At 57.6% G+C, this 24,510-nt stretch carries 25 protein-coding genes; 7 read left to right on the forward strand and 18 right to left on the reverse strand.

Going from position 1 to position 24,510, the window contains the following annotated elements; all coding sequences use genetic code 11:
- From lpdA to pilH, 3 genes are all read left to right on the forward strand, one after another.
- Positions 1-1,194 (forward strand): dihydrolipoyl dehydrogenase (gene lpdA, locus ACIQ1A_RS07880; protein WP_395770518.1); only part of this gene is annotated, 1,194 nt, incomplete at its 5' end.
- A 66-nt stretch (positions 1,195-1,260) separates the two neighbouring features.
- Complete coding sequence (locus ACIQ1A_RS07885) at positions 1,261-2,259, forward strand: YhdH/YhfP family quinone oxidoreductase (RefSeq protein WP_395770519.1); 999 nt, start codon at positions 1,261-1,263, stop codon at positions 2,257-2,259.
- 48 nt (positions 2,260-2,307) lie between these two features.
- On the forward strand, positions 2,308-2,682 hold the full coding sequence (gene pilH / locus ACIQ1A_RS07890) for a twitching motility response regulator PilH (RefSeq protein ID WP_395770520.1): 375 nt from the start codon (positions 2,308-2,310) through the stop codon (positions 2,680-2,682).
- Here the strand turns inward: pilH and ACIQ1A_RS07895 are convergent.
- Positions 2,679-3,527, reverse strand: coding sequence for a DnaJ C-terminal domain-containing protein (locus tag ACIQ1A_RS07895; RefSeq protein ID WP_395770521.1), 849 nt, complete (start codon positions 3,525-3,527; stop codon positions 2,679-2,681). The genes pilH and ACIQ1A_RS07895 overlap by 4 nt on opposite strands.
- Positions 3,528-3,632: 105 nt before the next feature.
- Here ACIQ1A_RS07895 and ACIQ1A_RS07900 point away from each other — a divergent pair, with 105 nt between their 5' ends.
- Together ACIQ1A_RS07900 and ACIQ1A_RS07905 are read left to right on the forward strand one after the other, a co-directional pair.
- Positions 3,633-4,109 carry a peroxiredoxin gene (locus ACIQ1A_RS07900; protein ID WP_395770522.1) on the forward strand — a complete coding sequence of 159 codons (477 nt, stop codon included), beginning with the start codon at positions 3,633-3,635 and terminating at the stop codon, positions 4,107-4,109.
- Positions 4,110-4,126: 17 nt separating this feature from the next.
- Positions 4,127-4,561, forward strand: a complete 435-nt coding sequence (locus tag ACIQ1A_RS07905; RefSeq protein WP_395770523.1) for a glycine zipper 2TM domain-containing protein — start codon at positions 4,127-4,129, stop codon at positions 4,559-4,561.
- A 64-nt stretch (positions 4,562-4,625) separates the two neighbouring features.
- Here ACIQ1A_RS07905 and gyrA read toward each other — a convergent pair whose 3' ends face one another.
- Together gyrA and mtnA are read right to left on the reverse strand one after the other, a co-directional pair.
- Positions 4,626-7,196 carry a DNA gyrase subunit A gene (gyrA, locus tag ACIQ1A_RS07910; protein WP_395770524.1) on the reverse strand — a complete coding sequence of 857 codons (2,571 nt, stop codon included), beginning with the start codon at positions 7,194-7,196 and terminating at the stop codon, positions 4,626-4,628.
- 128 nt (positions 7,197-7,324) lie between these two features.
- A complete protein-coding gene (mtnA, locus tag ACIQ1A_RS07915) occupies positions 7,325-8,383 on the reverse strand; it encodes an S-methyl-5-thioribose-1-phosphate isomerase (RefSeq protein WP_395770525.1) in 1,059 nt (352 codons plus the stop codon).
- A gap of 61 nt (positions 8,384-8,444) precedes the next feature.
- Between mtnA and ACIQ1A_RS07920 the strand changes: the two genes are divergently transcribed.
- Positions 8,445-9,035, forward strand: coding sequence for a hypothetical protein (locus ACIQ1A_RS07920; protein ID WP_395770526.1), 591 nt, complete (start codon positions 8,445-8,447; stop codon positions 9,033-9,035).
- Here the strand turns inward: ACIQ1A_RS07920 and epmA are convergent.
- The 12 genes from epmA to rlmD all read right to left on the reverse strand — a co-directional run bounded on the left by epmA (position 9,022) and on the right by rlmD (position 21,523).
- Positions 9,022-9,993, reverse strand: coding sequence for an EF-P lysine aminoacylase EpmA (gene epmA / locus ACIQ1A_RS07925; protein ID WP_395770527.1), 972 nt, complete (start codon positions 9,991-9,993; stop codon positions 9,022-9,024). The two genes, ACIQ1A_RS07920 and epmA, sit on opposite strands and share 14 nt — an antisense overlap.
- The gene (ligA, locus tag ACIQ1A_RS07930; RefSeq protein ID WP_395770528.1) at positions 9,986-12,064 is read right to left on the reverse strand and encodes an NAD-dependent DNA ligase LigA; all 2,079 of its coding nucleotides are present in this window, start codon (positions 12,062-12,064) and stop codon (positions 9,986-9,988) included. Before ligA ends, epmA begins: the two co-directional genes overlap by 8 nt.
- 1 nt (position 12,065) lies before the next feature.
- On the reverse strand, positions 12,066-12,803 hold the full coding sequence (gene zipA / locus ACIQ1A_RS07935; protein ID WP_395770529.1) for a cell division protein ZipA: 738 nt from the start codon (positions 12,801-12,803) through the stop codon (positions 12,066-12,068).
- Between the two features lie 11 nt (positions 12,804-12,814).
- Entirely contained in the window at positions 12,815-16,318 is a 3,504-nt protein-coding gene (smc, locus tag ACIQ1A_RS07940; RefSeq protein ID WP_395770530.1) for a chromosome segregation protein SMC, read from the reverse strand.
- 177 nt (positions 16,319-16,495) lie between these two features.
- Entirely contained in the window at positions 16,496-16,786 is a 291-nt protein-coding gene (locus tag ACIQ1A_RS07945; protein ID WP_395770531.1) for a BolA family protein, read from the reverse strand.
- On the reverse strand, positions 16,783-17,082 hold the full coding sequence (locus tag ACIQ1A_RS07950) for a YciI family protein (protein WP_395770558.1): 300 nt from the start codon (positions 17,080-17,082) through the stop codon (positions 16,783-16,785). The genes ACIQ1A_RS07945 and ACIQ1A_RS07950 overlap by 4 nt, the downstream gene beginning before the upstream one ends.
- 30 nt (positions 17,083-17,112) lie before the next feature.
- Positions 17,113-17,316 carry a cold-shock protein gene (locus ACIQ1A_RS07955; RefSeq protein ID WP_297798745.1) on the reverse strand — a complete coding sequence of 68 codons (204 nt, stop codon included), beginning with the start codon at positions 17,314-17,316 and terminating at the stop codon, positions 17,113-17,115.
- 95 nt (positions 17,317-17,411) lie between these two features.
- On the reverse strand, positions 17,412-18,164 hold the full coding sequence (locus tag ACIQ1A_RS07960) for an S-methyl-5'-thioinosine phosphorylase (protein ID WP_395770532.1): 753 nt from the start codon (positions 18,162-18,164) through the stop codon (positions 17,412-17,414).
- Complete coding sequence (locus ACIQ1A_RS07965) at positions 18,161-18,700, reverse strand: hypoxanthine-guanine phosphoribosyltransferase (RefSeq protein WP_395770533.1); 540 nt, start codon at positions 18,698-18,700, stop codon at positions 18,161-18,163. Before ACIQ1A_RS07965 ends, ACIQ1A_RS07960 begins: the two co-directional genes overlap by 4 nt.
- Entirely contained in the window at positions 18,700-19,701 is a 1,002-nt protein-coding gene (gene nagZ, locus ACIQ1A_RS07970; protein ID WP_395770534.1) for a beta-N-acetylhexosaminidase, read from the reverse strand. Before nagZ ends, ACIQ1A_RS07965 begins: the two co-directional genes overlap by 1 nt.
- Positions 19,695-20,201 carry a CYTH domain-containing protein gene (locus tag ACIQ1A_RS07975; RefSeq protein ID WP_395770535.1) on the reverse strand — a complete coding sequence of 169 codons (507 nt, stop codon included), beginning with the start codon at positions 20,199-20,201 and terminating at the stop codon, positions 19,695-19,697. Before ACIQ1A_RS07975 ends, nagZ begins: the two co-directional genes overlap by 7 nt.
- Complete coding sequence (gene rlmD, locus ACIQ1A_RS07980) at positions 20,201-21,523, reverse strand: 23S rRNA (uracil(1939)-C(5))-methyltransferase RlmD (protein ID WP_395770536.1); 1,323 nt, start codon at positions 21,521-21,523, stop codon at positions 20,201-20,203. Before rlmD ends, ACIQ1A_RS07975 begins: the two co-directional genes overlap by 1 nt.
- Positions 21,524-21,598: 75 nt before the next feature.
- Here rlmD and ACIQ1A_RS07985 point away from each other — a divergent pair, with 75 nt between their 5' ends.
- Entirely contained in the window at positions 21,599-22,267 is a 669-nt protein-coding gene (locus ACIQ1A_RS07985) for a response regulator (protein WP_395770537.1), read from the forward strand.
- Here the strand turns inward: ACIQ1A_RS07985 and recO are convergent.
- Genes recO through rnc form a run of 3 tightly spaced genes read right to left on the reverse strand, consistent with a single transcriptional unit; the run spans position 22,245 to position 24,507 of the window.
- Positions 22,245-22,958, reverse strand: a complete 714-nt coding sequence (recO, locus tag ACIQ1A_RS07990; RefSeq protein ID WP_395770538.1) for a DNA repair protein RecO — start codon at positions 22,956-22,958, stop codon at positions 22,245-22,247. The two genes, ACIQ1A_RS07985 and recO, sit on opposite strands and share 23 nt — an antisense overlap.
- On the reverse strand, positions 22,958-23,863 hold the full coding sequence (gene era / locus ACIQ1A_RS07995) for a GTPase Era (protein ID WP_395770539.1): 906 nt from the start codon (positions 23,861-23,863) through the stop codon (positions 22,958-22,960). The genes recO and era overlap by 1 nt, the downstream gene beginning before the upstream one ends.
- Positions 23,860-24,507, reverse strand: coding sequence for a ribonuclease III (rnc, locus tag ACIQ1A_RS08000; RefSeq protein ID WP_395770540.1), 648 nt, complete (start codon positions 24,505-24,507; stop codon positions 23,860-23,862). The genes era and rnc overlap by 4 nt, the downstream gene beginning before the upstream one ends.
- Positions 24,508-24,510 lie beyond the last annotated feature (3 nt).

A 24,510-nucleotide genomic window follows, 5' to 3' on the forward strand; every position in this document is an offset into this window, starting at 1 on the left:
GGCATCAGTGCCGACAACGCCAAAATCGACGTTGCCACCATGGTCGGCCGCAAGGACAAGATTGTTAAGCAGTTCACCGGCGGCATCGCTGCCCTGTTCAAAGCCAACAAAATCACGGCTTTCTACGGTTTTGGCCAGTTGCAGCCCGGTAAGCGCGTCACCGTCAAGCAGCACAACGGCTCGACCGTCGAACTGACCGGCAAGCATATCGTCATTGCCGCCGGTTCGGATTCGATCGAACTTCCGTTCGCAAAATTCGACGGCAAACACATCGTCGATAACGTCGGTGCACTCGATTTCACAGCCGTGCCCAAACGCCTCGGTGTGATCGGCGCCGGCGTCATCGGCCTGGAACTGGGCAGTGTCTGGAAACGTCTCGGTGCCGAAGTGACCATTCTCGAAGCATTGCCGGACTTTCTCGGTTCGGCAGACGCCGAAGTCGCACGTACCGCACTCAAGGAATTCAAGAAACAGGGCCTCGACATCAAACTCGGCGCCAAAGTCAGCAAGGCCGAGATCAAGAATGGCGAAGTACATCTGACCTATAACGACGGCAAGGACGATCAAAACCTGGTCGTCGATAAGCTGCTGGTCGCGGTCGGACGCAAAGCCGCCAGCATAGGCCTGCTTGCTGAAGGTACCGGGGTCAAACTCAATGAACGCGGTCAAATCGAAGTCGACGACCACTGCCGTACCGGTGTTGACGGTGTCTGGGCGGTCGGCGACTGCGTCCGGGGTCCGATGCTGGCGCACAAAGGTTTTGAAGAAGGTATCGCCGTTGCTGAACTGATTGCCGGCCTACCCGGCCATGTCAACTTCGACACCATTCCTTGGGTCATCTACACCGAACCGGAAATCGCGTGGGTCGGAAAAACCGAACAACAGCTCAAGGCCGAAGGTGTGGAATACAAGACGGGTAGTTTCCCGTTTGCCGCTGTCGGCCGCGCCGTGGCCATGGGCGAGCCGGCGGGCTTTGTGAAAGTCATCGCCCACGCCGAGACCGATCGCGTGTTGGGTATGCATCTGGTCGGCGTCGGTGTTTCCGAGCTGGTGCATGAAGGCGTTCTGACCATGGAGTTCCATGGCTCGGCCGAGGATCTGGCACGCATCTGCCATGCCCACCCGACCCTTTCGGAAGCCATCCACGACGCTGCCATGGCGGTGGATAAGCGCGCCATTCATAAGGTCAACTGACTGATTCGATGATCTAGGAAAAAACCTGCAGCAATGCGGGTTTTTTCATGCCCGAGGAACCACGAGATGAATCCAATCCTTGCTTACCGAATCCATAATGATGATGACGGCTATCGCGCCACCATCGAATCACTCTCTAATAATGAACTGACTCCCGGCGATACCCGCATTGCAGTTCAATTCTCCAGCGTCAATTACAAAGATGCGCTAGCCGGAACGGGACAAGGCAAGATTCTGCGTCACTACCCGCTTAACGGAGGAATCGATTGCGCCGGACAGATCATCGAATCGGCCGACCCGCAATTGAAACCCGGCGATACCGTTCTGGTCACCGGCTCAGGGCTCTCGGAAACCATGGATGGTGGCTACAGCAGCGAGGTCCGAATCGACCATCGCCATGTCATCCGAATTCCTGATGGATGGAGCGCCCGTGAGGCCATGGTACTCGGCACCGCCGGATTCACGGCTGGACTGGCACTCTTGCGCATGCAGGAAAACCGGCAGCATCCTGATTTGGGCCCCATTGCCGTCACCGGTGCCACCGGTGGTGTTGGCATGCTGGCTACTGCCCTGTTTCATCGGGCGGGTTATCGCGTCCATGCCGTTTCCGGAAAACCCGAACATGCCGAGCTACTGCGGAAGATTGGTGCAGATGTCGTATTGACCCGTGAATCAGTGCTCACTGATAAAGCGATGGACAAGGCCCGGTTCGGTGGCGCCTTGGACAACGTTGGAGGACGGACATTGGCGGCACTGCTTGCGCAGACTGTCGCCTACGGCAATGTCGCCAGTTGTGGTCTAGTCTCAGGGCAGGATCTTCCTGCTACAGTCATGCCCTTCATCATCCGGGGAGTTTCACTGCTCGGCATTGCCTCGGCCGGAACCGAGCGCGACATCCGCGAACGCGTCTGGCAGCTCCTTTCCCGGCATTTTACAATCGAGGCCATGGCAGCGTTGCCGGTGCGCGAAATCAGGCTTGCTGGGTTACCGGAGGTCTTCGCACAGATGCTTTCCGGGCAATCCTTCGGTCGGGTTATCGTCCGAACCGACGGTGAGGCTTGCTAAAATCCAAGTTTTGGCTTTAACTAAACACATCCATTCAGGGAAATTTTTATGGCTCGCATCCTGGTCGTCGACGACTCCCCCTCCCAGCTTCTGGGTATGAAACGCATCGTGGAAAAACTCGGGCATGAAGCGCTGACCGCCGAAGACGGCGTGATCGGAGTTGAACTGTGCAGGAATGAGAAACCGGATCTCGTTTTGATGGATGTGGTGATGCCGAATCTGAATGGCTTCCAGGCGACACGGGCACTGACCCGTGACGAGACCACCGCACATATTCCGATCGTCCTGGTTACCACAAAGGACCAGGAAACCGATAAGGTATGGGGCATGCGTCAGGGCGCGAAGGCGTATCTGACCAAACCCTTCAATGAAAACGAGCTGATTGAAATCATCAAACAGGTCCTGCCCGGCGGTCTGGCTTAATCTGCCGGAAACAGTTCCGACATACGCTTATAGAGCGCTTCCTGTTCTGCGGTTTGCGGCGCTGGAGCCGTAATTTCTATTTCGACCAATTGATCGCCATTGCCAGCCTTGCCCGGCATGCCCCGCCCTTTCAGGCGTAAACGCTTGCCGCTGTCCGTTTCCGGCGGCACTTTGAGTCCAACCTTACCACCCAGCGTTGGAACCGATACGGTCGCGCCCAAGGCCGCCTGCCAGGGCATCAGGCTCAGGGTATACAGTACGTTCTGCCCATCCAACTCAAACTCCGGATGCTCGTGATAGCTGATTTCGATCATCAGGTCGCCGCCACGCTCGCCCTGTCCGGAAAGACGGATGGTCTGTCCGGGGCGTATTCCGGCCGGAATGGCGATTTCAAGCGTGCGATCACCGATGCGGATTTTCTGTTTGCCTCCGGCAAAAGCACGCTCCAACGGTATCGCCAAGCGGACGCGGCTGCCAACCGCCGGCTGGGGTTGCGCACGCCGCGTACCGCCGAACAAGGATTCGAAGAAGTCGCTGAACCCGGCATTGCCACCCATCTCATTGAAATCAAACTGGAATCCGCCGCCGCCGAAACCCGGAGGTGGCCGGAATTCTTCACCTGGGCGGTAGCCACTGGCCTTGAGCTGATCGTACTGCGTGCGTTTTTCCTTATCCTTGAGCACCTCGTAAGCTTCATTGACCGCCTTGAAGCGCTCCTCGGCACCGGCTTCCTTGCTGACATCCGGATGGTATTTGCGTGCCAGCCGCCGGTAGGCGGTCTTGATTTCCGCTTCACTGGCGGTGGGCTCGACACCGAGCGCCTTGTAGTAATCTTTGAATTCCATAAATTGGCTCCATGCATAGGAGCATTTCGTGGCCTTTGCTACGATTCACGAAAAGCTGACAGAAAGAGTTTATCATTCCATTACCGCAATCCCTACAGGCTGAACATGGCAATCGCAATCGGAAACACCATTCCCAATATCACCATCAACACCCTCAAAGACGGCATCCAGGCCATCGAAACCTCCGAATTCTTCGCCGGAAAAAAAATCGTCATGTTTGCCGTGCCCGGCGCTTTCACGCCGACTTGTTCGGCGAAACATCTGCCGGGCTTCATCGAGCATGCCGATGCATTCGCCAACAAAGGTTATGCGCTTGCCTGTCTGTCCGTGAATGATGCCTTCGTAATGGGCGCCTGGGCAAAAAGCCAATCCGCACCCGAAAGCATCGCTATGCTGGCCGACGGCAATGGCGCATTCACCAAGGCGCTCGGCCTGGAACTGGACGCCACCCCATTTGGCATGGGCCTACGCGCCAAGCGCTTCGCATTGATTGCCGACAACGGTATCGTTACCCATCTGTTTGTTGAAGCACCGGGCGAATTCTCTGTGTCCTCAGCCGAACATGTGTTGGCTCAACTTTGACTATCTGGAGAAGCAGGATGAATAACCCCATCCGCTTTCTTTTCGCTGCTGCAATGCTGGCTTTGGCCGGAATGGCTAGTGCGCAGACCGATAAAATGACCAATAGCAACGTTAACTGGCCGGACGACTGCGCCAAATGCGGCGTCGTCACAAACATCGAGAAAGTCAGTGACGCCAAATCCGGAACCGGCGGCGCCGTCATCGGCGCTGTTGCCGGTGGCCTGCTCGGCAACCAGGTCGGCGGCGGCACAGGCAAGACTGTCGCCACTGTTGCCGGTGTCGCCGGCGGCGCCTATGCCGGCAAGAAAATCGCCGAAGGCAACAAGGAATACAAAATCACCATCCGGATGCGCGACGGGGAAATCAAACATGCGCATCAGGAAACCCTGAACAGCATCAAAGTCGGCAGCATGGTGCGTCTGAAAGACGGAAAAGCCAAACTTTACAAGTAATCGATTCACTTAAAGACAAAAAACGGCGGGAACTCCCGCCGCTTTTCGTTCATCGCATTCCCGCTTATTCGGCGGCTTCGGGTCCGGCTTCGGGATCCGCATCATCTTCGATGACATCCAGACTCTCGATGGCCATCAGCTTCTCATCATCGGCGACGCGCATCAGGGTCACGCCCTGTGCGTTCCGGCCGACCTGCGAGACTTCCGAGGCGCGGGTGCGCACCATCGTGCCCTGATCCGAAATCAGCAGGATTTCCTGCAGTTCGGTCAGCTGGATGGCGCCGACCAGTCGGCCGTTGCGGTCGGAACTCTGGATGGCGATGACGCCCTGGGTACCGCGGCCTTTTTTCGGATAAGCTGAAACTTCGGTACGCTTGCCGAACCCATTCTCACTGGCGGTCAGGATATCGCCATCACCCTCGACCACCACCATACTGACCACGAACGCGCCGTCATCAGGCAGTCGCATGCCACGGACGCCGGTTGCGGTGCGGCCCATCGAACGCACCTCCGATTCGTCGAAGCGCACGGCCTTGCCGTGCGAACCGAACAACATGATGTCCTTGCTGCCGTCAGTCATCTGCACATCGACCAGGCCATCGCCTTCGTCGAGATTGATGGCCCAGATGCCATTGGCACGCGGACGTGAGTATTCCGACAGTGGTGTTTTCTTGACGGTACCGTTGCGTGTGGCGAAGAAAACGTAGCGGTCATCGGAGAACTCACGGACCGGAAGTACCGCCTGCACCTTCTCACCTGGCTGCAACGGAATCCAGTTGATGATCGGACGGCCCCGCGAATTCGGACCGGAATCCGGCAACTGGTAGACCTTGAGCCAGAACACGCGGCCTTCGGACGTGAAGGTGAGCAGCGTGTCATGGGTATTGACTACCCACAGGCGCTCGATGAAGTCTTCATCCTTCACTGAAGCCGCCGCACGCCCCTTGCCGCCGCGCTTCTGCGCGCGGTAGGTCGAAGGCATTTGGCGCTTGGCATAGCCCGAATGGGAAAGCGTGACGACAACATCTTCGGAAGCAATCAGATCCAGATCAGCCAAATCTTCCTCGCTGGCACGAATCTCGGTACGGCGGTCATCGCCGAAATCGTCCTTGATCTTGAGAAGCTCGCCGCGAATCACAGTGAGCAGGCGTTCCGGAACTTCCAGGATTTCGATGAGATCACGGATTTCGGCAAGAAGCTCCTTGTATTCCTCGGTCAGTTTGTCCTGCTCCAGTCCGGTAAGGCGGTTCAGGCGCATTTCAAGGATTTCCTTGGCCTGTACCTCTGTCAGCTGGTAACCATCGGCCAGCAGGCCGAAGCCGTCGCCGAGCTCCTCCGGACGCGATGCATGGGCACCGGCAGCATCCAGCAGGGACTTGACCAAGCCCGGCTGCCAGCGCTTGGCCATCATCCTGTCCTTGGCCTCCTGCGGGTTCTGCGAGGTCTTGATCAACTCGATCATTTCGTCGATGTTGGCCAAGGCAACAGTCAGACCTTCGAGGATGTGGGCACGAGCACGGGCTTTACGCAGCTCGAAGATGGTACGACGGGTCACCACCTCACGGCGATGACGCACAAACGCTTCAAGGATCTGCTTCAGGTTCAGCAGCTGCGGGCGGCCATCGACCAGTGCCACCATGTTGATGCCGAAGCTCTGCTGCAGCGGGGTTTCGTTGAACAGATGGTTGAGTACGATTTCCGCGGACTGGTCGCGCTTGATTTCAATGTAAATGCGCATGCCGTCCTTGTCGGACTCATCGCGCAACTCGGAAATGCCCTCGACGCGCTTCTCCTTGACCAGCTCGGCGATTTTTTCAATCAGACGGGCTTTGTTGACCTGATAAGGCAGCTCGGTAACGATGATGGCTTCGCGACCATTATCCTGCATCTCAATTTCGGTTTTTGCGCGCATGACCACGCGGCCACGACCGGTATGGTAAGCGGCATGGATGCCGGCGGCGCCGTTGATGATGGCAGCGGTCGGGAAATCAGGGCCGGGGATGTGTGCAATCAATTCGCCGATACCGATATCCGGATCATCGATCAGCGCGATGGTGCCATTGATGATTTCGCCGAGATTGTGCGGCGGAATTTTGGTCGCCATGCCGACCGCAATACCCTCGGAACCGTTGATCAGCAGATTCGGCACCTTGGTCGGCATGACCGTGGGCTCAAGCTCCTTCTCATCATAGTTGGGCTGGAAGTCGACGGTTTCCTTGTCGATGTCGGCCAACAACTCATGGGTGATGCGTGCCATGCGCGCTTCGGTATAACGCATGGCCGCGGCGGAGTCGCCGTCAACCGAGCCGAAGTTACCCTGCCCGTCCACCAGGAGATACCGCAACGAGAACGGCTGCGCCATCCGGACCAGCGTGTCATAAACGGATTGATCGCCGTGCGGATGGTATTTACCGATGACATCACCGACGATACGGGCCGATTTGTAGTAGGGCTTGTTCGAGTGGGCACCGAGCTCATGCATGGCATACAGTACGCGGCGGTGCACCGGCTTCAGCCCGTCTCGCACATCCGGCAGGGCGCGACCGACGATTACGCTCATGGCGTAATCAAGATAACTGCGGCGCATTTCGTCTTCGAGGTTTACCGGTATAACTTCTTTGGCTAAATCTGACATTCAGGCACTCGGAATTCTAGGGATTTTGATGCCATTCCCGACCCCTTCTGGAGCCGAAAAAACATAGCTAGAATTGTAGCAGAAACCGGTGCACTTTTCGCGCTTTTTCGTACTTATAAAACAAGGATTTACGGGCTTGACAGCGGGCCGAAAATTGCCGCCATTTTGGAGGCGTCCGGGTGGGTAATGACCCCTCTTTCAGTGACCAGGAAATCGATGCAGGTAGCCGGGGTGATATCGAATACCGGATTGTAGACCGCGGCGGCTCTGGCGCCGATTTCGGCGCCTCCAATATGGGTCAATTCCGTGCCTGGACGCTGTTCAATGGCGATATGGGTTCCAGAGGCGGTGGCCATGTCGATGGTCGAACTCGGAGCGACCACCATGACCTTGACGCCATGGGCCTTGGCGGCGAGCGCATGGGCATAGGTTCCGATCTTATTGGCGACATCGCCATTGGCGCAGATGCGGTCGGCACCGACAATCACGGCATCGATCAGTCCCTGCTGCATCAGGTAGGCCGAGGCCGAATCAATGATCAGCGTCGCCGGAATCCCGTCCTGCAAGAGCTCCCAAATGGTCAGTCGCGAACCCTGCAGCCAGGGCCGGGTTTCACTCGCGTAGATCTTCGCGATACGCCCGATGGCGATACCGGCCCGGATTACGCCAAGCGCTGTGCCGAAGCCTGCGGTAGCCAGTGAGCCGGTATTGCAGTGAGTCATTACCCGTGCGCCTTCCGAAAGACAATCAGCACCGAAGCGCCCCATGCGGTAGTTGGCGGCCAGATCCTCGCTTTGGATGGCTTGCGCGGCCGACAGGACTCCCTCACGCCAGTCGGAGCCCATAGCTTGGAGAAGAGATCGCATACGCTGTACGGCCCAGCGAAGATTCACGGCGGTTGGGCGGGCCTGTTCCAAAGCCGTCAATTCCAAATCAATCCGCTGCAGGGCTTCTGCACCGGTATCGGCCTGGACGGCATGAGCCGCCAACACCACGCCAAATGCACCGGCGATGCCGATGGCAGGAGCGCCGCGGACGGCAAGAACATGAATCGCCTCGGCGACCTCCGAAGAGGTCCGGCAGACCAGATGGCTCTGGCGATGCGGCAATTCCCGTTGGTCAAGTACCAAGAGATGGTTGTTCTGCCAGACCAATGGCCGCACGCGGTCGACTTGTTCGAAATTCATGGTATCTTCCTTTTCAACAGTCATTTTAGCAATAATGCCGCAGGTCCACATGGCCACATCGATGCTCCGTCCCAGCGGTAAGATTGAAGTCATGCTGCATACCGCGTGTGTCCGGGCCTGTGCCTTTGCCATCGCCCATAGCATCATCGGCCGATTTCCTCTGGCCAAATCCTTTCTGGCCAAACCGGTAATGCAATCGCTGGAGAAAAACAGTCCGCTGCACATCCAGAAGCAGTTGATCAAGGACATCTACAAACAACATGGTCTGAAACCGGCCAGCTGGGAAAGCTCCGCCATCATCGCCGTCGCCGAAAGCAGCGCCGGGCAGCTCGTTGATTTCAGGCAATTGGAACGAAAAATCAAACAAAGCCTCGGTGACCGTTTAGCAGGCTGGTTGCTCAAGGCTGCACCGCTGGCACAGTGGGCGCCCGACATGGTGGCCGTTGTCGCACACACCTGGGCCATCGGACGTTACGCCGACAGCGTCGGCCGCATCCGCAAGATGGGGTCGGACATGTTGCCGGCTCCTTTGGCTAAAAACTTGAAGTTGCCGGCCAGCATCCTATGGCACTGGACCGAAGAAGCCTTCGAGCTGGCGCTTCCTGTTCTCGGAAGGATTCATTCGGCCACAACCCGGATCAAGCGCGACTGAAATCGAAAGCGATAACCTCGGATATCTCGGTCTTTCCAAGCAGGCAAAGCATCAGGCGATCAAGCCCCATGGCGATACCGGCGCAGTCGGGCAGACATGCCAGCGATTGCAATAGATAATCATCCACTCTCGGCACTTCATCGCCACTGACGCCTCTGCGCAGCAGATCTGTCTCGAATCGTTGCCTCTGTTCGACGGGGTCGTTTAATTCATGATAGCCATTAGCCAGCTCGGAGCTTCCGACGTAGATTTCGAAGCGCTCCGCGACCGGAACATCATCCTGGCGCAATTTGGCCAACGCGCATTGCGTTGCAGGAAAGTCATGGATCACTGTCATCTGTCGTTCCGGAAATGTGGGCTCGATGACATGTGTCAGCAACAAGTCGAGCAGGTCATCCCGGGCGAGGCCATTTTGTGAGATGTTGATCCGGGACGCGACCGCGTCGTTCAATGCTGCATCACCGGCCAAAAGCGGATCGATACCGATGGCATCCTTGAACAGTTCCCGATAGGTCGTATTACGGATTTGCAGCGGCTTACCGGACTCGACAAATAGGCCCAGCAGAAGCGTCACCGCCTCTTCTGCCAGCCGAATATGATTCCATCCGACGCGATACCATTCAAGCATGCTGAACTCGGGGTTATGCCGCCGGCCGAACTCACCGTCGCGAAACACTCTCCCGATTTCATAGCAATCGCCGATACCCCCCGCGAGCAAGCGCTTCATGGGAAACTCCGGCGAGGTTCGTAACCACCGACGCTTATGACCACCTGCCGCAGGACCACTGTATTTCAATTGGAATGATTGAATATTGGGGTCTGTATTGCCCGCCTGTGACAGCACCGGCGTTTCAACCTCGAGCACGCCCCGGGCATGGAAGAATTCACGGATGTATCGGTAGACTGCGGCCCGCTGACGCAGATGCTCATGCGAAGCGGATGCACGCCAATCAGCCATCCTTGCCGCCTTCATTCTCTGTCAGGAATGAGAGCAGCATGGCTTCATCCCAGATTTCAAGACCCAGCTCACGGGCCTTGCTCAATTTACTGCCGGCGGCATCACCGGCGATGACGATGCTGGTCTTTTTGGAGACGCTTCCCGAAAGCTTGCCACCCAGCGCTTCGAGTCTCATGCCTGCTGCATCGCGTGACATAGATGCCAGTCCACCGGTCAACACCATGGTCTTGCCGACCAAAGGGCCATCCTGGGCGCGCTGTGGTGGGCCCTCGGGCCAATGTACGCCATTGGCACGTAACGCTTCGATGACTTCCCGGTTATGTGCCTGCGCAAAGAAATGCGCGATGCGTGCGGCAACAACCGGACCGATATCAGGCACCTCGCGTAATAGCGATTCATCGGCGGACATAATCGGATTGAGCGCACCGAAGTGACGCGCCAAGGTTTTTGCCGTACTTTCGCCGACATCACGGATACCTAGAGCGAACAGTGCACGCTCCAGAACGCTGACACGACTGGCATCAATCGCCTGAACCAAATTCTCGGCCCATTTGCTGGCGACTTTGCCGGCTTTTACCGATTCCGGAGTGTTACCGTCCCGTTCCTCGACTCTGCGCTTCATTTCCAGGAAATCATCGAGGCGCAATGTATACAGATCGGCGATGGTCTTCACATAGCCGAAATCAACCAGATCCTCAATCAGACGCTCACCCAGGCCATCGATATCCATCGCCCGTCGGGAGGAAAAATGAATCAGAGCCTGCTTGCGTTGCGCGGGGCAATATAAGCCGCCAGTGCAACGGGAAACAACTTCGCCCTCCTCGCGCTCAACGGTCGAGCCGCAAATCGGGCACTTGACCGGCATGAACCACTGTACTGTGCCGGCCGGACGCCGGTCTTCAACGACGCGCACGACTTCAGGAATGACATCACCCGCACGACGAACAATAACTGTATCGCCGATACGGACATCCAGTCGTGCGACCTGATCGGCATTATGCAGGGTTGCGTTGGTGACGACGACGCCGGCGACCTGTACGGGTAGCAGACGCGCAACCGGAGTAACCGCGCCGGTTCGGCCAACCTGGACATCGATGGCTTCAATCACAGTCTGTTGTTCCTGCGCCGGATACTTATGGGCAATTGCCCATCGTGGCGCCCGTGATACAAACCCCATGGCCCGCTGCTGGTCGAATCGGTCAAGTTTGTAGACTGAGCCGTCGATGTCATAGCTCAGCATGTCGCGTCGATCGCCTAGTCGGCGGTAGAAGGCCAGAACCCCCGCCGCTCCGCGTGCGGTGCCGGCTTCAGGGCAGACCGGAAGCCCGTAGGCCCTGATCCACGCCAGCGACTGCGAATGCGTCTCGATGGTGGCGGGCATGGCACTGACCTCACCCAATGCATAGGCATAGAAAGCCAGCGGGCGTGTTGCTGTAATGCGCGGATCGAGCTGGCGCAGCGAACCGGCTGCACCATTGCGCGGATTGGCCAGAGTCTTGCCACCCTCGGCCAGGGCGCGTGCGTTGTAGGAATCGAAATCGGCCTTCGGCATATACACTTCCCCGCGCACCTCCAGAACCACCGGCGCGTCACCTCGCAACTTCAGCGGTATACACTTCACCGTACGCAGATTGGCAGTAACATCCTCACCGGTGCTGCCGTCACCCCGGGTAGCTCCGCGCACGAACAAGCCATTCTCATAACGCAGACTGATGGCCAGGCCGTCGAGTTTCGGCTCGACGGAAAACACCGGATTGGCATCACCGGTCTCTTTAGTGATACGACTGACAAAATCATCGATTTCATCGTCGCTGAACGCATTGGCGAGCGAGAGCATCGGTACGGAATGTGCGACTTCGCCAAAGCCCGATAAAGGTCTGCTGCCGACACGCTGCGTTGGGGAATTCGGATCAGCAAGCTCGGGATGTTTATCCTCAAGATCCTGAAGCTCGCGCAGCAAGCGATCCCAATCGGCATCCGGAATTGCAGGGTCATCAAGCACGTAGTAGCGGTAATTGGCCTCTTCGAGCTGCGTTTGCAGTTGCCGCATCCGTTGCCGGAAAGGATCCATATCAGCGCCCGGGTTTGATGATCTGGCGCTCTTTATCGCGGTCGAATGCGCGTAGCTCTTCCTTGATATGCAGAATGCGCTGCCGGCCTAATGCGTTGCGATCGGAGTCGAGAAGGACGGCATCGAGCAGCTGAGCCATGCGCTCTGCAATCGGAAGCATGCTGTCCCATGCCTGTATGGCGGTAACCGGACCAGGCAATGTCATGAAAAAACTCACGCCGGGAGTTTGCAATGTGTCGATCTGGTCGAGATCGAAATAGCCGGGCTGGATTACATTGGCCATGCTGAATATCGGCTCATTGGCATGCAATCCCTCTGCCAAACGGTGATAAATGCTGTTGTGGCCATACACGAGACCGACCTTCTCTGTAGCCAGAACCAGTTCGGCGCCGGAAATACTGTGCCCGCTTTTCGCGGCGAGATAAAGCATCACCAGCTTTTCGTAAGCATCATTACTTCGCATGCCGATTCGACTGTTTTGGCGGACTACCGGCTCGGACTCGAAATGGAGCTTGGCCTGCTCGCGAAACTCCATTTCATCTGCCGTTTGCATGGCATCACCGACATGTTCAGCAAGCTCATCCGGAGAACTCCGCATTTCAGGATCGATGCGAAACGCAGGAGTGGACGCAGATCGCGAGCGGCGTCGGCTACTGAGCAGAATATAGATGATGATGCAAACAAATACCGTACCGATGACAATCCGGAGTATTGCGGCATCACTTAGATTCGACAGCATACCTGACTCCTCTAGGCCACACCGGCCAGGCGTGTAGCCTCTGCAAGGTCAACCGAAACCATGCGGCTGACACCGGGTTCGCGCATGGTCACGCCGGACAGCTGTTTGGCGGACTCCATGGTGGCCTTATTGTGGGTAACAAACAGGAATTGTACCGACTCGCTCATTTCGGTCACCATTGTACTGAATCTTCCGACATTGGCTTCATCGAGCGGCGCATCGACTTCGTCGAGCAGGCAGAAAGGTGACGGATTGAGTTTGAATATCGCAAACACCAGTGAAACAGCGGTTAACGCCTTTTCACCACCGGACAGTAGCGTAATGTTCGAGACGCGCTTTCCGGGCGGCCGTGCCATGATGGATACACCGGTATCCAGAAGATCTTCACCGGTTAATTCAAGATAGGCATGTCCGCCGCCGAAAAGGCGCGGAAACAGATCTTGGACGCCCGCGTTGACGCGATCAAAGGTTTCCTTAAAGCGGCCGCGGGTTTCCCGGTCGATTTTACGGATGGCTTCTTCCAGGGTTTCCAGAGCCTGGGTAAGGTCGGCATTCTGTGCATCCAGGTAGTTTTTGCGCTCGCTTTGTTCACCAAACTCCTGAATGGCTGCCAGATTGACCGGCTCCAACCGGCGCATCTTGTTGTCGATATCGAGCAGGCTCTTGGCCCATTGATCGGAATCGAACTGGTCGGACAGTCCTTCAAGTACGGTTTCGACGGTGGTACCGATCTGTTCGATGGCGGCTTGCAATTGTTCAGCGCGGAGAAGAACGGCCTGCTCCAGAAGCTTCACGGAAGTAATTTTTTCTCGCTGGACAAGAGCCTGGCTGTCACTGCTCTGACGTTGCTGTTCAAATCGCCGCAGCTCCTGCTCCACGCCATCCAGCGCCGAACGTGCGGCTGAAAGATCCCGATCGAAAATGACCCGCAGATCCAGTACACGTTGACGTTCGGAAGTAAGTTGTTCAATGGGATTATCGCCATGCTTGAGTTGTTCGGCGATTTCCTGTGTTCTTGAAACCAGCTGCACGCGTTGCTGGATAAGACGCTCGATTGACTGGTTCAAGCCTCCGATAGCGGTCTTGTGCGATTGTACCGTCAGCTCCAATTGATGAAGGCCATCGGCACTCTCACGCTGTTGGATCCGGGCATCGTCGCGGGCCAGCGCCAATTCACGGCGCTGTTGATCAAGTTGGCTACGGCGATCTTCCAGTGCCGCCATGGCCTCGGTGGCCTGCTGCAGGCGCTGCCGGGACTCGCGCACCTGCTGCTGTGCTTCGTCCAAGGTGGTGGCGGACTTCTGCAGTTCGGCATCAATGGATGCGATACGGCTCTGTGCCGACTGCAGCTTGCTCTGCGCGCCCTGAATCTGGCCCGACAGCTCTGAAACACTGCGGTGCGCCAGATAAAGGCTGCGCTGGGCTTCTTCTCGGGCATGTTCCGCCAGAAGCAGTTTGTCTTTGATTTCTGCAAGCGCGGCAACAAGATGTTTTTCGGTTTCCGCCAACTGCTGGATTTCAACCCGCAGATGCTTGATTTCGGATTCACGTTGCAATGCGCCTTGTTGGGCATGGCCGGAGCGTAGAATGCGTACGAAACCTTTCGACAGCCATTCACCGGAGGGTGTGATGACCGACTCGTGCTCGGCCAGGCGAGGCAGCAGGGCCTTGGCGGAAGCGAGATCTGCAGCGGTATGTACACGGCTGAGGTGGATGCGGATGGCATCGGGACCTTTGATGCATGCAGCCAGGCTTCCCGAAGGAAAATCACGGTTGCTGACTTGCTGATCGATCAAGGCCAGATGGCCCTGATTGACCGCGCTCAGATTGTCCAGATAGCGGCCTGCATCGTCGACGGCGACGGACTCCAGCAGCGAAGCCAACACCGATTCAACCGCGAATTCCCATCCCGGCTCAACCTCAAGCATTTCACCGAGCCGGCTGTTCTGAAGCAGGCCCTGGTCGTCGAGCCAGGCTTTCGACTGTTTGTCTTCCTGCCCAAGCGCCGCATGCTGCAGGGCCTCGAGCGAGGCCAGCCGGCCACGCGCCGCCTCGAACTGCTTGCGCACATCGGACAATTCGGCCTGCTTCACACGCTGGGACTCGGTCAATTCCAGCTGTTCGCTCTTACGCGACTCCAACTCCCGTCCCATTGCATCAAGGTTTGCCTGCAGACTGCCATGCTCATCGGTCATACCCTGCAGACCGGAACTGATGGCGTCCGGATTCAGGGTGACGCGCTCGGCCTGCAGAATTTCCGAACGGCGACCAAGTTCGAGATTCTGTTTTTCAAGATATTCGATTTTGGTGCGTTCGACCTCAGCCCAGCGACTGGCTTCGGCCTGCTCTTTCAGACAGGCATCCCACTTCTGCTGCCAGTCAAGGAGATTCTGTTCGGTGACTCGCAGTGCGGACTGCTTGGCGGCCTGCGCTTCCTGCAGTAGGGCCAGTCGCGGGGCATGTTCCGCGATTTCAGATTCAATCAATGCCGCCTTGCCCTGGTCATCCTGCAGATGCTGTTCAATCTGGGCAAAGGCTTGATCGGCTTCCGACCTGGCCTGCTCCAGACGCTGTTTGAGTTCGCGCTGATGCTGGATCTGCTGCTCGATGCGGGCCAGCTCGCCGCTGACGCGGTAGCCTTCGGCCTGTACTTTGGAAAGCGCATCCGCGGCGTCGGTCTGCTGACTGCGGCACTGCTCGATCTGGGCTTCGGCATGACGCTGTTCGGAAAGCAGTTTCTGCAGTTGGATTTCGCCGTCACGCAGGGCATCCTGATGCTTGGAAAGTTCTTTGCCGAGTTGGCGGTAATCCATGGCCTTGAGCTGGGCATCTTTCTCGGCACGCTCGACCTGCAATTGCTGATACTGCTCCGCGGCCCGTGCCTGTTTCTTGAGGTGCTCGAGCTGCTTGTCGATTTCCTCACGCAAATCATTAAGACGATCGAGATTTTCCCGAGCACTCTTGATCCGGGATTCGGTTTCCTTGCGACGCTCCTTGTACTTGGAAATGCCGGCGGCCTCTTCAAGATACACGCGTAACTCTTCCGGCTTGGCTTCGATGATCTGGCCGATCATGCCCTGCTCGATTATGGAATAGCTTCGCGGCCCCAAACCGGTGCCGAGGAATAAATCGGTGATATCGCGACGACGGCAGCGTGAGCCGTTGAGATAGTAGTTGGATTGACCGTCGCGACTGACCGAGCGCTTGACCGAAATCTCGGTGAAGCGGGCGAATTCGCCACCGATTTTGCCTTCGCTGTTATCGAAAATGAGTTCGACCGTGGCCTGGCTGACCGGCTTGCGGGTCGAAGAACCGGAGAAAATGACATCGGTCAGCGCATCGCCGCGCAGACGTGAGGCCGAGCTTTCACCCATGACCCAGCGGATGGCGTCGATGATGTTGGACTTGCCACAACCGTTCGGACCGACAATGCCGGTCATGTTGGTCGGCAGGTGAAACACCGTAGGGTCGACGAAAGATTTGAAGCCGGACAGTTTGATGGTGGAAAGGCGCATGTATTCTTCTGATTTATCGGGGCGGTTGCCGGCGCATCTTAAGCGCGCGACTGATGGGGATCCATTCCTCGAATTTATTTATAAGCACTTGATTTAAATGTACTTATGGACAATATCCGAGCACTACCAACAGTATAGCGCGTGTCACCCTCAGGGGCGATAGGAAAAGGCGATTTTTTACGGCTTTTCTACCGGCAACGCGGCTTCGGCAGGGGTACGGGCCTGGATGGCCACGGCATGGATGTCGGTCTCCATGAGCGACCCAAGCGCGTCATAAACCAGGCGGTGCCGCTTGAGCGGCAAGAGACCCTCAAACCGGGCGGAAACGATGCGTACGGAAAAATGGCCGCGGCCGTCGCGGGCACCAGCGTGTCCCGCGTGCTTGTGGCTGTCGTCGCGGATGTCCAGGCTCGAGGGATCTAGCGCATCCAAAGCTGACCGGATGCGGGAAACACGGTCATCGCTCACGGCAGGACCGGCTTGAAGGGGAAAATATCGGCGTTGGCATAGACGCCGGCAGTGAAATACGGATCTGCCGAAACCCAGGCCCGCACGTCCTCGATGGATTCAAATTCGACAATCAAGGCGCTGCCGGTAAACCCGGCATCACCGGGTTCGGAAGCGTCAATTGCTGGCAATGGCCCAGCTATTTTCAAACGACCCTGATTATTGAGGTCGTTTAGACGTGCGAGATGATCGGCCCGGGAGGCCAGTCGTTGCGCCAAAGTACCCGGATGATCTTTGGCAATGACGAGATACCACATGGAAAGATTGGCGGCTTGCGCCGCCAACAATCAGGCGCCGACGACGTTGGCTGCCTGCTTTCCTTTCGGGCCTTGCACCACGTCGAACGTGACACGTTGGCCTTCTTTCAAGGACCGGAAGCCTTCGGAGCTGATCGCCGAGAAATGTACGAAGATATCTTCGCTACCGTCCTCGGGCGCAATGAAACCGAAACCTTTTGCATCATTGAACCACTTCACCGTACCGACACTCATACTGTCACACCTTAAATTTTGGATTGAACATTCACCAACATGAACCGTTGGTAAATCAAAGTATGCACAAAACGTTTTGAATTGCCAAGTATTTTTTAGGCTTCCAGCAGATGCTCTAAAATCGGCAGCAGATGGCCACTGACCGATTCGACATTGGCCAGAACCTCTTCGAGGGTGATTTCGGCATCGGCCGGATCACAGCCTGCAGCCCAATTCGCCACGACACACAGACTGGCATAGCTCAGACCGAGCTCCCGGGCCAGGCCTGCCTCCGGCATTCCGGTCATGCCGACCAGATCACAACCGTCCCTGCGCAGACGCGCGATTTCCGCCTTGGTTTCAAGGCGCGGCCCTTGGGTGGCGCCATAACACCCACCGGCAACCACGGGCACGCCCGCATCGGCACAGGCCGTCAAGACAGCCCCCCTCAGACTCTCGGTATAGGGATCGCCGAAATCGACATGCAGTACCGGACTTCCGGGCTCCTCGCACAGTGTGCTGATGCGGCCCCAGGTGTAGTCGATAATCTGGTCAGGCACTGCAAGCACCTTCGGCCCATAATCCGGACCGATGCCGCCGACGGTATTGATGGCCAGCACGCGGCGGGCCCCTAGATCATGCAGGGCCTGAAGATTGGCGCGGTAATTGATCTGATGGGGCGGTAAGGCATGCCCTTCCCCGTGGCGCGCCAGAAAAGCAACCTGAGCTGATCCGATACGCGCAATCCGGATAGGACCAGAGGGTTCGCCAAAGCGCGTCTCTAGCGTATGGGTATGCTGCCACTGCAGGCCGGGGATCCGGTAAACGCCGGTACCGCCAATGACGGCTAGATCGATAGTCTGGGTCATTTCAGTGCGTAAATCCCGGGAAGATTACGCCCGTGTTCGTTGATGTCCATGCCATAACCGAAGACATAACGGTCCGGCACCATGAAGCCCGAATAGTCGGCCTCCAGACCGGGGACGCAGCGATCATGTTGCTTGACCGCCATGGCGGCGATGATGACGCGGACCGCGCCCTGGTCTTCGCACCAGTCACGGACGGCCTTGAGGGTGTGCCCCTCATCGAGGATGTCGTCGACCAAAAGAACCGTGCGGCCCTCGAGGATTGCGGTCGGACGATGCAGCCAGGCCAGCCCGGAGCCGGTGGTTTCGCCACGATAGCGCGTGGCATGCAGGTAATCGAACTCGGCGTCCATGTTGAGGGCCAGACCGAGCCGTGCCGCGAAAAAAAGTCCGCCGTGCATCAATGTCAGGAAGACCGGAAATTGGCCATGCAGGTCCTTTCGGATGCGACCAGCCATCCGATCGATGGCCAGTTCGATTTCGGCACGGTCGTAAAGCAGCTCGGAACGTGCCAGTACTTCGGCAATATCATGTCGCATTACACCTGCTCCAAATCATTCATGGCCTTCAGCGCGGACCGGTAACGGCCATCGAGCGCCAGTGTATCCCAGGCGGACGTCTGCGCGGCATACAGCCGCTCCAGCCGGTCGAGCGGATAGTCTTTGACAGGCATGGCCGCGACGGCATCGGCGACGCATGCCGGCGGACAGGCCAATACGGCATCGCAGCCAGCTGCGAGATGTTGTTTGATGCGCGCGGCAAGGCCGCCGGCCGACTCAGCCGCGGCCATGCCGATATCATCACTGAAAACAACGCCATTGAAGCCCATATCCGTTTTGAGTACCTGGCCAATCCAATGGGGCGAATAACCCGCCGGATCGGGCGCCACTTGCGGATAGACCACATGTGCCATCATCACGGCATCGGCACCGGCGCGCAGGCCGGCTGTGAACGGTGGCAGATCGACCGCCGCGATTTCAGTATAGGACCGGGAGTCCACAGCCAGATCGAAATGCGTGTCTTCCAGAACGGACCCGTGACCCGGGAAATGCTTCAGTGTCGCCGCCATGCCGGCATCGTGCATGCCACCGACATAGCTTTCGATAAACATAGATACGATTTCTGGATCACCGGCGAAAGCACGGTTGCCTATGGCCAGATTGCCGCGTCCCAGATCGGCGACCGGTGCGAAACTCAGATCCAGACCGGATGCGATGATTTCCGAGGCCATGAGGAAGGCATGTTCTCGCGCCAGAGCGAGCGCGGAAGGACTATCGGTGTGTGCCAATTCGCCGAAGCGCTCAAGACAGGGAAGTTTTGCGAAACCCTCGCGGAATCGTTGAACCCGTCCACCCTCCTGGTCGACGCAGATCAGCTGCCGGCGTGGCGCACTGGCGCGGATATCCGAGCAAAGATCGGAAAGCTGCTGCTTCGAGGCAAAATTCCTTGAAAACAAAATGACACCCGCTACGGCCGGATGCTGAAGATACCCGCGCTCGATGGCGGTCAATGCATGTGCTTCAATTCCGATGATCAGCATGATTTTTCCTCGGCCGTCCAATGGATAAAGGGTCTGGAGGCCAGTGCCATATTGTAGTATCGCAGGCTGTGGGTGACTTCAGCACCGAGCCAATCGGGCAATTCGAAAGATTCGTTTTCATCCTGAAGTTCGATTTCGGCAACCACCAGACCGGCATTGTCACCCGCGAATTCATCGATTTCCCAGAGATGGGCGCCGACCTGCACCAGATGGCGCACTTTCTCGATGCGGCCTTCGCAGGCAAGCCGCATCAGGCTTTCGGCATCGGCCAGCGGAATCGGATACTCGAACTCCTGACGGCGCGCACCGGCTTCCCGGGATTTGATGTTGATGTTGGCGGATTCGCCACTGATCCGTACGCGGACCGAGCAGTGCTCACGGCCTGCCGAGAGCGCGACACTGTCGTTCAAATAGGCCTGTGCGATACGCAGCCGGTCATGCGCAAGCGCACGCCAGGCATCGCCGATGACGCGAAACTTGCGTTCGATCTCGATGGCCATCAGACCGCCTCGAACACGGCAATGGCCTCGACGTGCGCGGTCTGCGGAAACATGTCCATGGCACCGGCCTGCACCAGCCGGTAGCCGCGTTCCTGCACAAGATACGCGGCATCACGCGCCAGTGAGGCCGGATGGCAGGATACATACACAATGCGACGGATGCCCTCGAGATTCATCTGCTTCAACACCTCGATGGCGCCGGCCCGCGGCGGATCCAGCAGCAGCTTGGTAAAGCGCTGGGTTTTCCAAAGCTGGGCAGATATGTCCTGAGTCAGGTCGGCGGCGAAAAATTCGGCATTGGCAATACCGTTCCGACGGGCATTTTCCTGCGCACGCGCAACCAAGCCGTGATCCCCTTCAACACCGACCACCTCTCCGGCTGATTTGGCCAAAGGAAGGGTGAAATTGCCAAGCCCGCAGAACAGGTCGAGCACGACGTCCGTAGCCGTCGGCTCCAGCAGTGTGATGGCTCGGGCAATCATGGCGGCATTGAGTGAGGCATTGACCTGAATGAAATCCAGGGGTTTGAATTCGAAACGGATGCCGTATTCTGCCAGATCGAAACCCAGCGCCGGGTAATCCTCGCGTATCGGAAATACCGAATACACGCCGCCGGGTTGAAGGAAGATCTGCGCATCATGCGCCACGCCGAAATCGGCAAGGCGCTGCAAGTCTTCGGCACAGAGCGTGACCAGATTCCGGAATACCAATGCCACAGGGCCATCGCCCTGGATGAACTCGACCTGGGCGATTTCCCGTTTGGCCTGCATGGCGCCGATCAGTTCGGTCAATGGCACAATCAATACCGACACCGCCGGTACCACAGTATGGCATTCATGCAGCTGCGCAACGAAGCGCGGATCGGTTTCACGGAACCCGACCAGCACCCCGCCCTTCTTCTCGACATACCTTACGGAGAAGCGGCCTTTTCGGCGGTAAGCCCAGGCATCGGCAGTCAAAGCCGGCAACAGGGCTTCCGGTGTGACATGGCCGATCCGTTGCAGGTTGTCGGTCAGTGTCCGCTGTTTGGCCTCGATCTGGCGATGGCTGACCAGATGCTGCAGCACGCAGCCGGAACAGATGCCGAAATGCGGACACCGCGGCTCGACCCGGTCGGCAGAGGCCTTGAGCACTTCCTGCGTGCGTGCCTCGTCGAAATGGCGGTTGCGTGTGGTCTGTTGGACCTTTACACGCTCACCAACCAGGGCGCCGGCGACGAACACGGTCTTGCCGTCGAGACGGCCGACCCCGCGTCCTTCATGGCTGAGGTTATCGATGTCAAGCTCGAACTCGCGTTTTGCTTTAGGTCCGCTTCGTGCCACAATGGACTTCCGTATTAAAGCCTTATTTTCGCAGATATCCGCGTGCTTTGGCATAAACTGCCGCAAAAACAACCGATGAAACCCTCCATTCTCCTGATTGAAGACGACGACATCAGCCGCAGCTATCTCACCGAGGCTATCACCGTGCTGGATGTCGGATTAAGCCCGTGTCCGGACTTCACCACGGCTTTTGCAGCCATTGCGGAAACTGCCCCGGCCCTGATCATTTCCGACCTGAATCTTCCCGACGGCACATTGCTGGTCCGGGCCGCAGAATTCCCGACCGGCATACCGGTTCTGGCCATCAGTGCGGAGATCAGCCCGTCGATCCGTGAACAGCTTGCCCAAATCGGCATTCACGATGTTCTGGCCAAACCGATGTCTTTGGCCGAGTTGCATGGCGCCATTCACCGACTCTGCGGCACCGTTCCGGAATTCTGGAACCAGTCCAAAGCACTGAAAGCGCTGGGCGGAAGCAGCGCAGCGCTTCGCAGCATGCGTTCAATGTTTATCGGGGAACTGCCTGATGCCGCACTCGCCATCCAAGAAGCTTTCATTTCCGGAAACATGGCCGCGATGCACGATATCCTGCATAAACTCAAGGCCAGTTGCGGTTTTCTGGGTGTGGAGCACTTGTTGGCGGCATGTCACCGTCTCGATCAGACGCCATCCATGGAAACGTTTGCCGCTTTCCAGAGCAGCGTAGCGGAAACGCTGAGAGTCATCCAGGCATCGGGCGACTGAGTTCGCCGATCATCTGCCAGGATCGCGGCAGGGATTTTCCCAGATGCAAGGCGATAACACCGTGCAATAATTGCCTTAATACACCCAAGGCAGCCGATGTCGGCATGTTGTCGGCATTGAAAGCGAGAAGATCAGCACCTGACAGGACTCCGGGATCTTCGGCTTTAGCCGGCATCAGACCGAGTTCGGGATGCGCCCGATAATGACGGTCCGGCTCGATCTCACTGCCATTGGCGGTGGCCGACCAAGGGGTCATGTAACCCAGTTGCTGGATCAAATCGCGTTCGAAGCGGCGAACCAGCCAGGCAAGCGGCATATTGCCGGCCAGCTCGTTACGCGCAGCCAACAGCCTTTGGTAGAGCTCGTTATCGGCGTCCTGGCGCGGACAGAGTTTCAGGACCAGCTCATTGAGATAAAGACCAGCCATCAGTCGCTCGCCGGCGATGGCAAGTACAGGCGGTAAGGGTTCGGACTGGGTCAGGGTACCGAGCTCGCCTTTGAGCACAAAACTGACCTTGATGTGCTGCATGGGTTGCAATTGCGCCCGCAGCACATGGTTTTTGGCACCGGTTACGCCTTTGGCCACCAGACCGATGATGCCATGATCACGGGTGAGCAATTCCAGTTGCAGGCTGGTCTCGCGGTACGCCCGTTTATGCAGGACGAGCGCGGGCTGCCATTCAATGCGCATCAGTCGTTATAACCGAACCGGCGCAACGCGGCCTCGTCATCGGACCAACCATCACGGACGCGGCACCAGGTTTCCAGAAACACCTTGGATCCGAAAAGTTTTTCCATGCCCAGACGGGCCGATGTGCTGATGGCTTTCAGCTGCTGACCGCCCTTGCCGATCACGATGGCCTTCTGCCCTTCCCGCTCGAGCCAGATCACCGCGCCGATGCGAAGCAGGCCGCCGTCTTCCTCGAATTTTTCGATTTCAACGGTAGCTGAATACGGAAGCTCATCGCCAAGACGCTGCATCAATTGCTCACGTACCAATTCGCCTGCCAGAAAGCGCTGGCTTTTGTCGGTGATTTCGTCCTCGCCATAGAGCGGCTCGGATTCCGGCATCAGCTGCAGCAGACTTCTGACCAAATCCGCGGTCCCTTTGCTTTTGAGCGCAGAAATCAGGTGGACCGAAGTGAATTCGCGGCCTTCGGTCACTTCCTTGATGAACGGCAGAAGCGCGTCCTTGTCCTTGAGCTTGTCGATTTTATTGATGACCAGCAACACCGGCACATCCGAATCCTTCAGTGCCTGATAGGCCAGCGCATCATCGCTGTGCCAGCGCCCGGCCTCGATGACCAGAATAGAGGCGTGGACATCGCTGACCGCACCACGCGCTGCACGGTTCATGTGCCGGTTCATGGCTCGCGATTGTTTGGCGTGGATGCCCGGCGTATCGACCAGCACGAGCTGACCTTCCGGGTAACTGGCGATGCCCAACATGCGATGGCGCGTCGTCTGGGGCCGCGACGACACGATGCTGATCTTGCTGCCGACCAGTGCATTGACCAGAGTCGATTTACCGACATTCGGGCGGCCGATGACGGCGACGAAACCGGCGCGGTAGACAGGGATTTGTGGATCGGTCATTTGTTCAGGCCTAAAAGTATGAGCGCTTTGCGGGCGGCATCGGCTTCAGCCGACCTCACCGAAGATCCGCTTCCGGCCGTGATGATGGCGAGATTCTCGAGGACGCATTCAACATCGAAATTGCGGGCATGATCAGTGCCTCCGGCTTGAAGCAGCCGATACACCGGCAAGGCATGCTGCTTGGACTGGAGCCATTCCTGCAGCTTGGTCTTCGGGTCTTTTCCCGGTGATTTCTCGAGTGATAACTGCAGGCGGGTGCCGAACCAGTCGTCCACCAGTGATTGCGCGGCAACAAAACCGGCATCCAGATAAACAGCAGCGATAACCGCCTCGACGGCATCGGCAAGAATGGAATCGCGGCGATGCCCGCCTGATTTCAGTTCGCCCGGGCCGAGCTCGAGTTGTGCACCCAGATCCCGTTCGCGTGCAATTTCGGCCAAGGTCGGTTCACGGACCAGATGCGAGCGGGCCTGGGTCAACTCGCCTTCGCTGGCCTTGGGAAATTTCCGGTACAAGGCATCGGACACCAGCAGGCCAAGTATGGCATCACCGAGAAATTCGAGGCGCTCGTTGTTCGGCTTGCCGGCACTGCGGTGGCGCAGCGCCTGACGCAGCAGTTCCGGATCGCGGAACCCTGTCAGCAAAGC

The sequence above is a fragment of the Arenimonas sp. genome, from assembly GCF_044353605.1.
GTDB lineage: Bacteria > Pseudomonadota > Gammaproteobacteria > Xanthomonadales > Xanthomonadaceae > Arenimonas.

Excerpts from the sequence above, each read along its gene's own strand:
- ACIQ1A_RS07885 (WP_395770519.1), top strand. The coding sequence starts at position 1,261 with ATGAATCCAATCCTTGCTTACCGAATCCATAATGATGATGACGGCTAT.
- pilH (WP_395770520.1), top strand. The coding sequence starts at position 2,308 with ATGGCTCGCATCCTGGTCGTCGACGACTCCCCCTCCCAGCTTCTGGGT.
- ACIQ1A_RS07895 (WP_395770521.1), bottom strand. The coding sequence starts at position 3,527 with ATGGAATTCAAAGATTACTACAAGGCGCTCGGTGTCGAGCCCACCGCC.
- ACIQ1A_RS07900 (WP_395770522.1), top strand. The coding sequence starts at position 3,633 with ATGGCAATCGCAATCGGAAACACCATTCCCAATATCACCATCAACACC.
- ACIQ1A_RS07905 (WP_395770523.1), top strand. The coding sequence starts at position 4,127 with ATGAATAACCCCATCCGCTTTCTTTTCGCTGCTGCAATGCTGGCTTTG.
- gyrA (WP_395770524.1), bottom strand. The coding sequence starts at position 7,196 with ATGTCAGATTTAGCCAAAGAAGTTATACCGGTAAACCTCGAAGACGAA.
- mtnA (WP_395770525.1), bottom strand. The coding sequence starts at position 8,383 with ATGAATTTCGAACAAGTCGACCGCGTGCGGCCATTGGTCTGGCAGAAC.
- ACIQ1A_RS07920 (WP_395770526.1), top strand. The coding sequence starts at position 8,445 with ATGCTCCGTCCCAGCGGTAAGATTGAAGTCATGCTGCATACCGCGTGT.
- epmA (WP_395770527.1), bottom strand. The coding sequence starts at position 9,993 with ATGGCTGATTGGCGTGCATCCGCTTCGCATGAGCATCTGCGTCAGCGG.
- ligA (WP_395770528.1), bottom strand. The coding sequence starts at position 12,064 with ATGGATCCTTTCCGGCAACGGATGCGGCAACTGCAAACGCAGCTCGAA.
- zipA (WP_395770529.1), bottom strand. The coding sequence starts at position 12,803 with ATGCTGTCGAATCTAAGTGATGCCGCAATACTCCGGATTGTCATCGGT.
- smc (WP_395770530.1), bottom strand. The coding sequence starts at position 16,318 with ATGCGCCTTTCCACCATCAAACTGTCCGGCTTCAAATCTTTCGTCGAC.
- ACIQ1A_RS07950 (WP_395770558.1), bottom strand. The coding sequence starts at position 17,082 with ATGTGGTATCTCGTCATTGCCAAAGATCATCCGGGTACTTTGGCGCAA.
- ACIQ1A_RS07955 (WP_297798745.1), bottom strand. The coding sequence starts at position 17,316 with ATGAGTGTCGGTACGGTGAAGTGGTTCAATGATGCAAAAGGTTTCGGT.
- ACIQ1A_RS07960 (WP_395770532.1), bottom strand. The coding sequence starts at position 18,164 with ATGACCCAGACTATCGATCTAGCCGTCATTGGCGGTACCGGCGTTTAC.
- ACIQ1A_RS07965 (WP_395770533.1), bottom strand. The coding sequence starts at position 18,700 with ATGCGACATGATATTGCCGAAGTACTGGCACGTTCCGAGCTGCTTTAC.
- nagZ (WP_395770534.1), bottom strand. The coding sequence starts at position 19,701 with ATGCTGATCATCGGAATTGAAGCACATGCATTGACCGCCATCGAGCGC.
- ACIQ1A_RS07975 (WP_395770535.1), bottom strand. The coding sequence starts at position 20,201 with ATGGCCATCGAGATCGAACGCAAGTTTCGCGTCATCGGCGATGCCTGG.
- ACIQ1A_RS07985 (WP_395770537.1), top strand. The coding sequence starts at position 21,599 with ATGAAACCCTCCATTCTCCTGATTGAAGACGACGACATCAGCCGCAGC.
- recO (WP_395770538.1), bottom strand. The coding sequence starts at position 22,958 with ATGCGCATTGAATGGCAGCCCGCGCTCGTCCTGCATAAACGGGCGTAC.
- era (WP_395770539.1), bottom strand. The coding sequence starts at position 23,863 with ATGACCGATCCACAAATCCCTGTCTACCGCGCCGGTTTCGTCGCCGTC.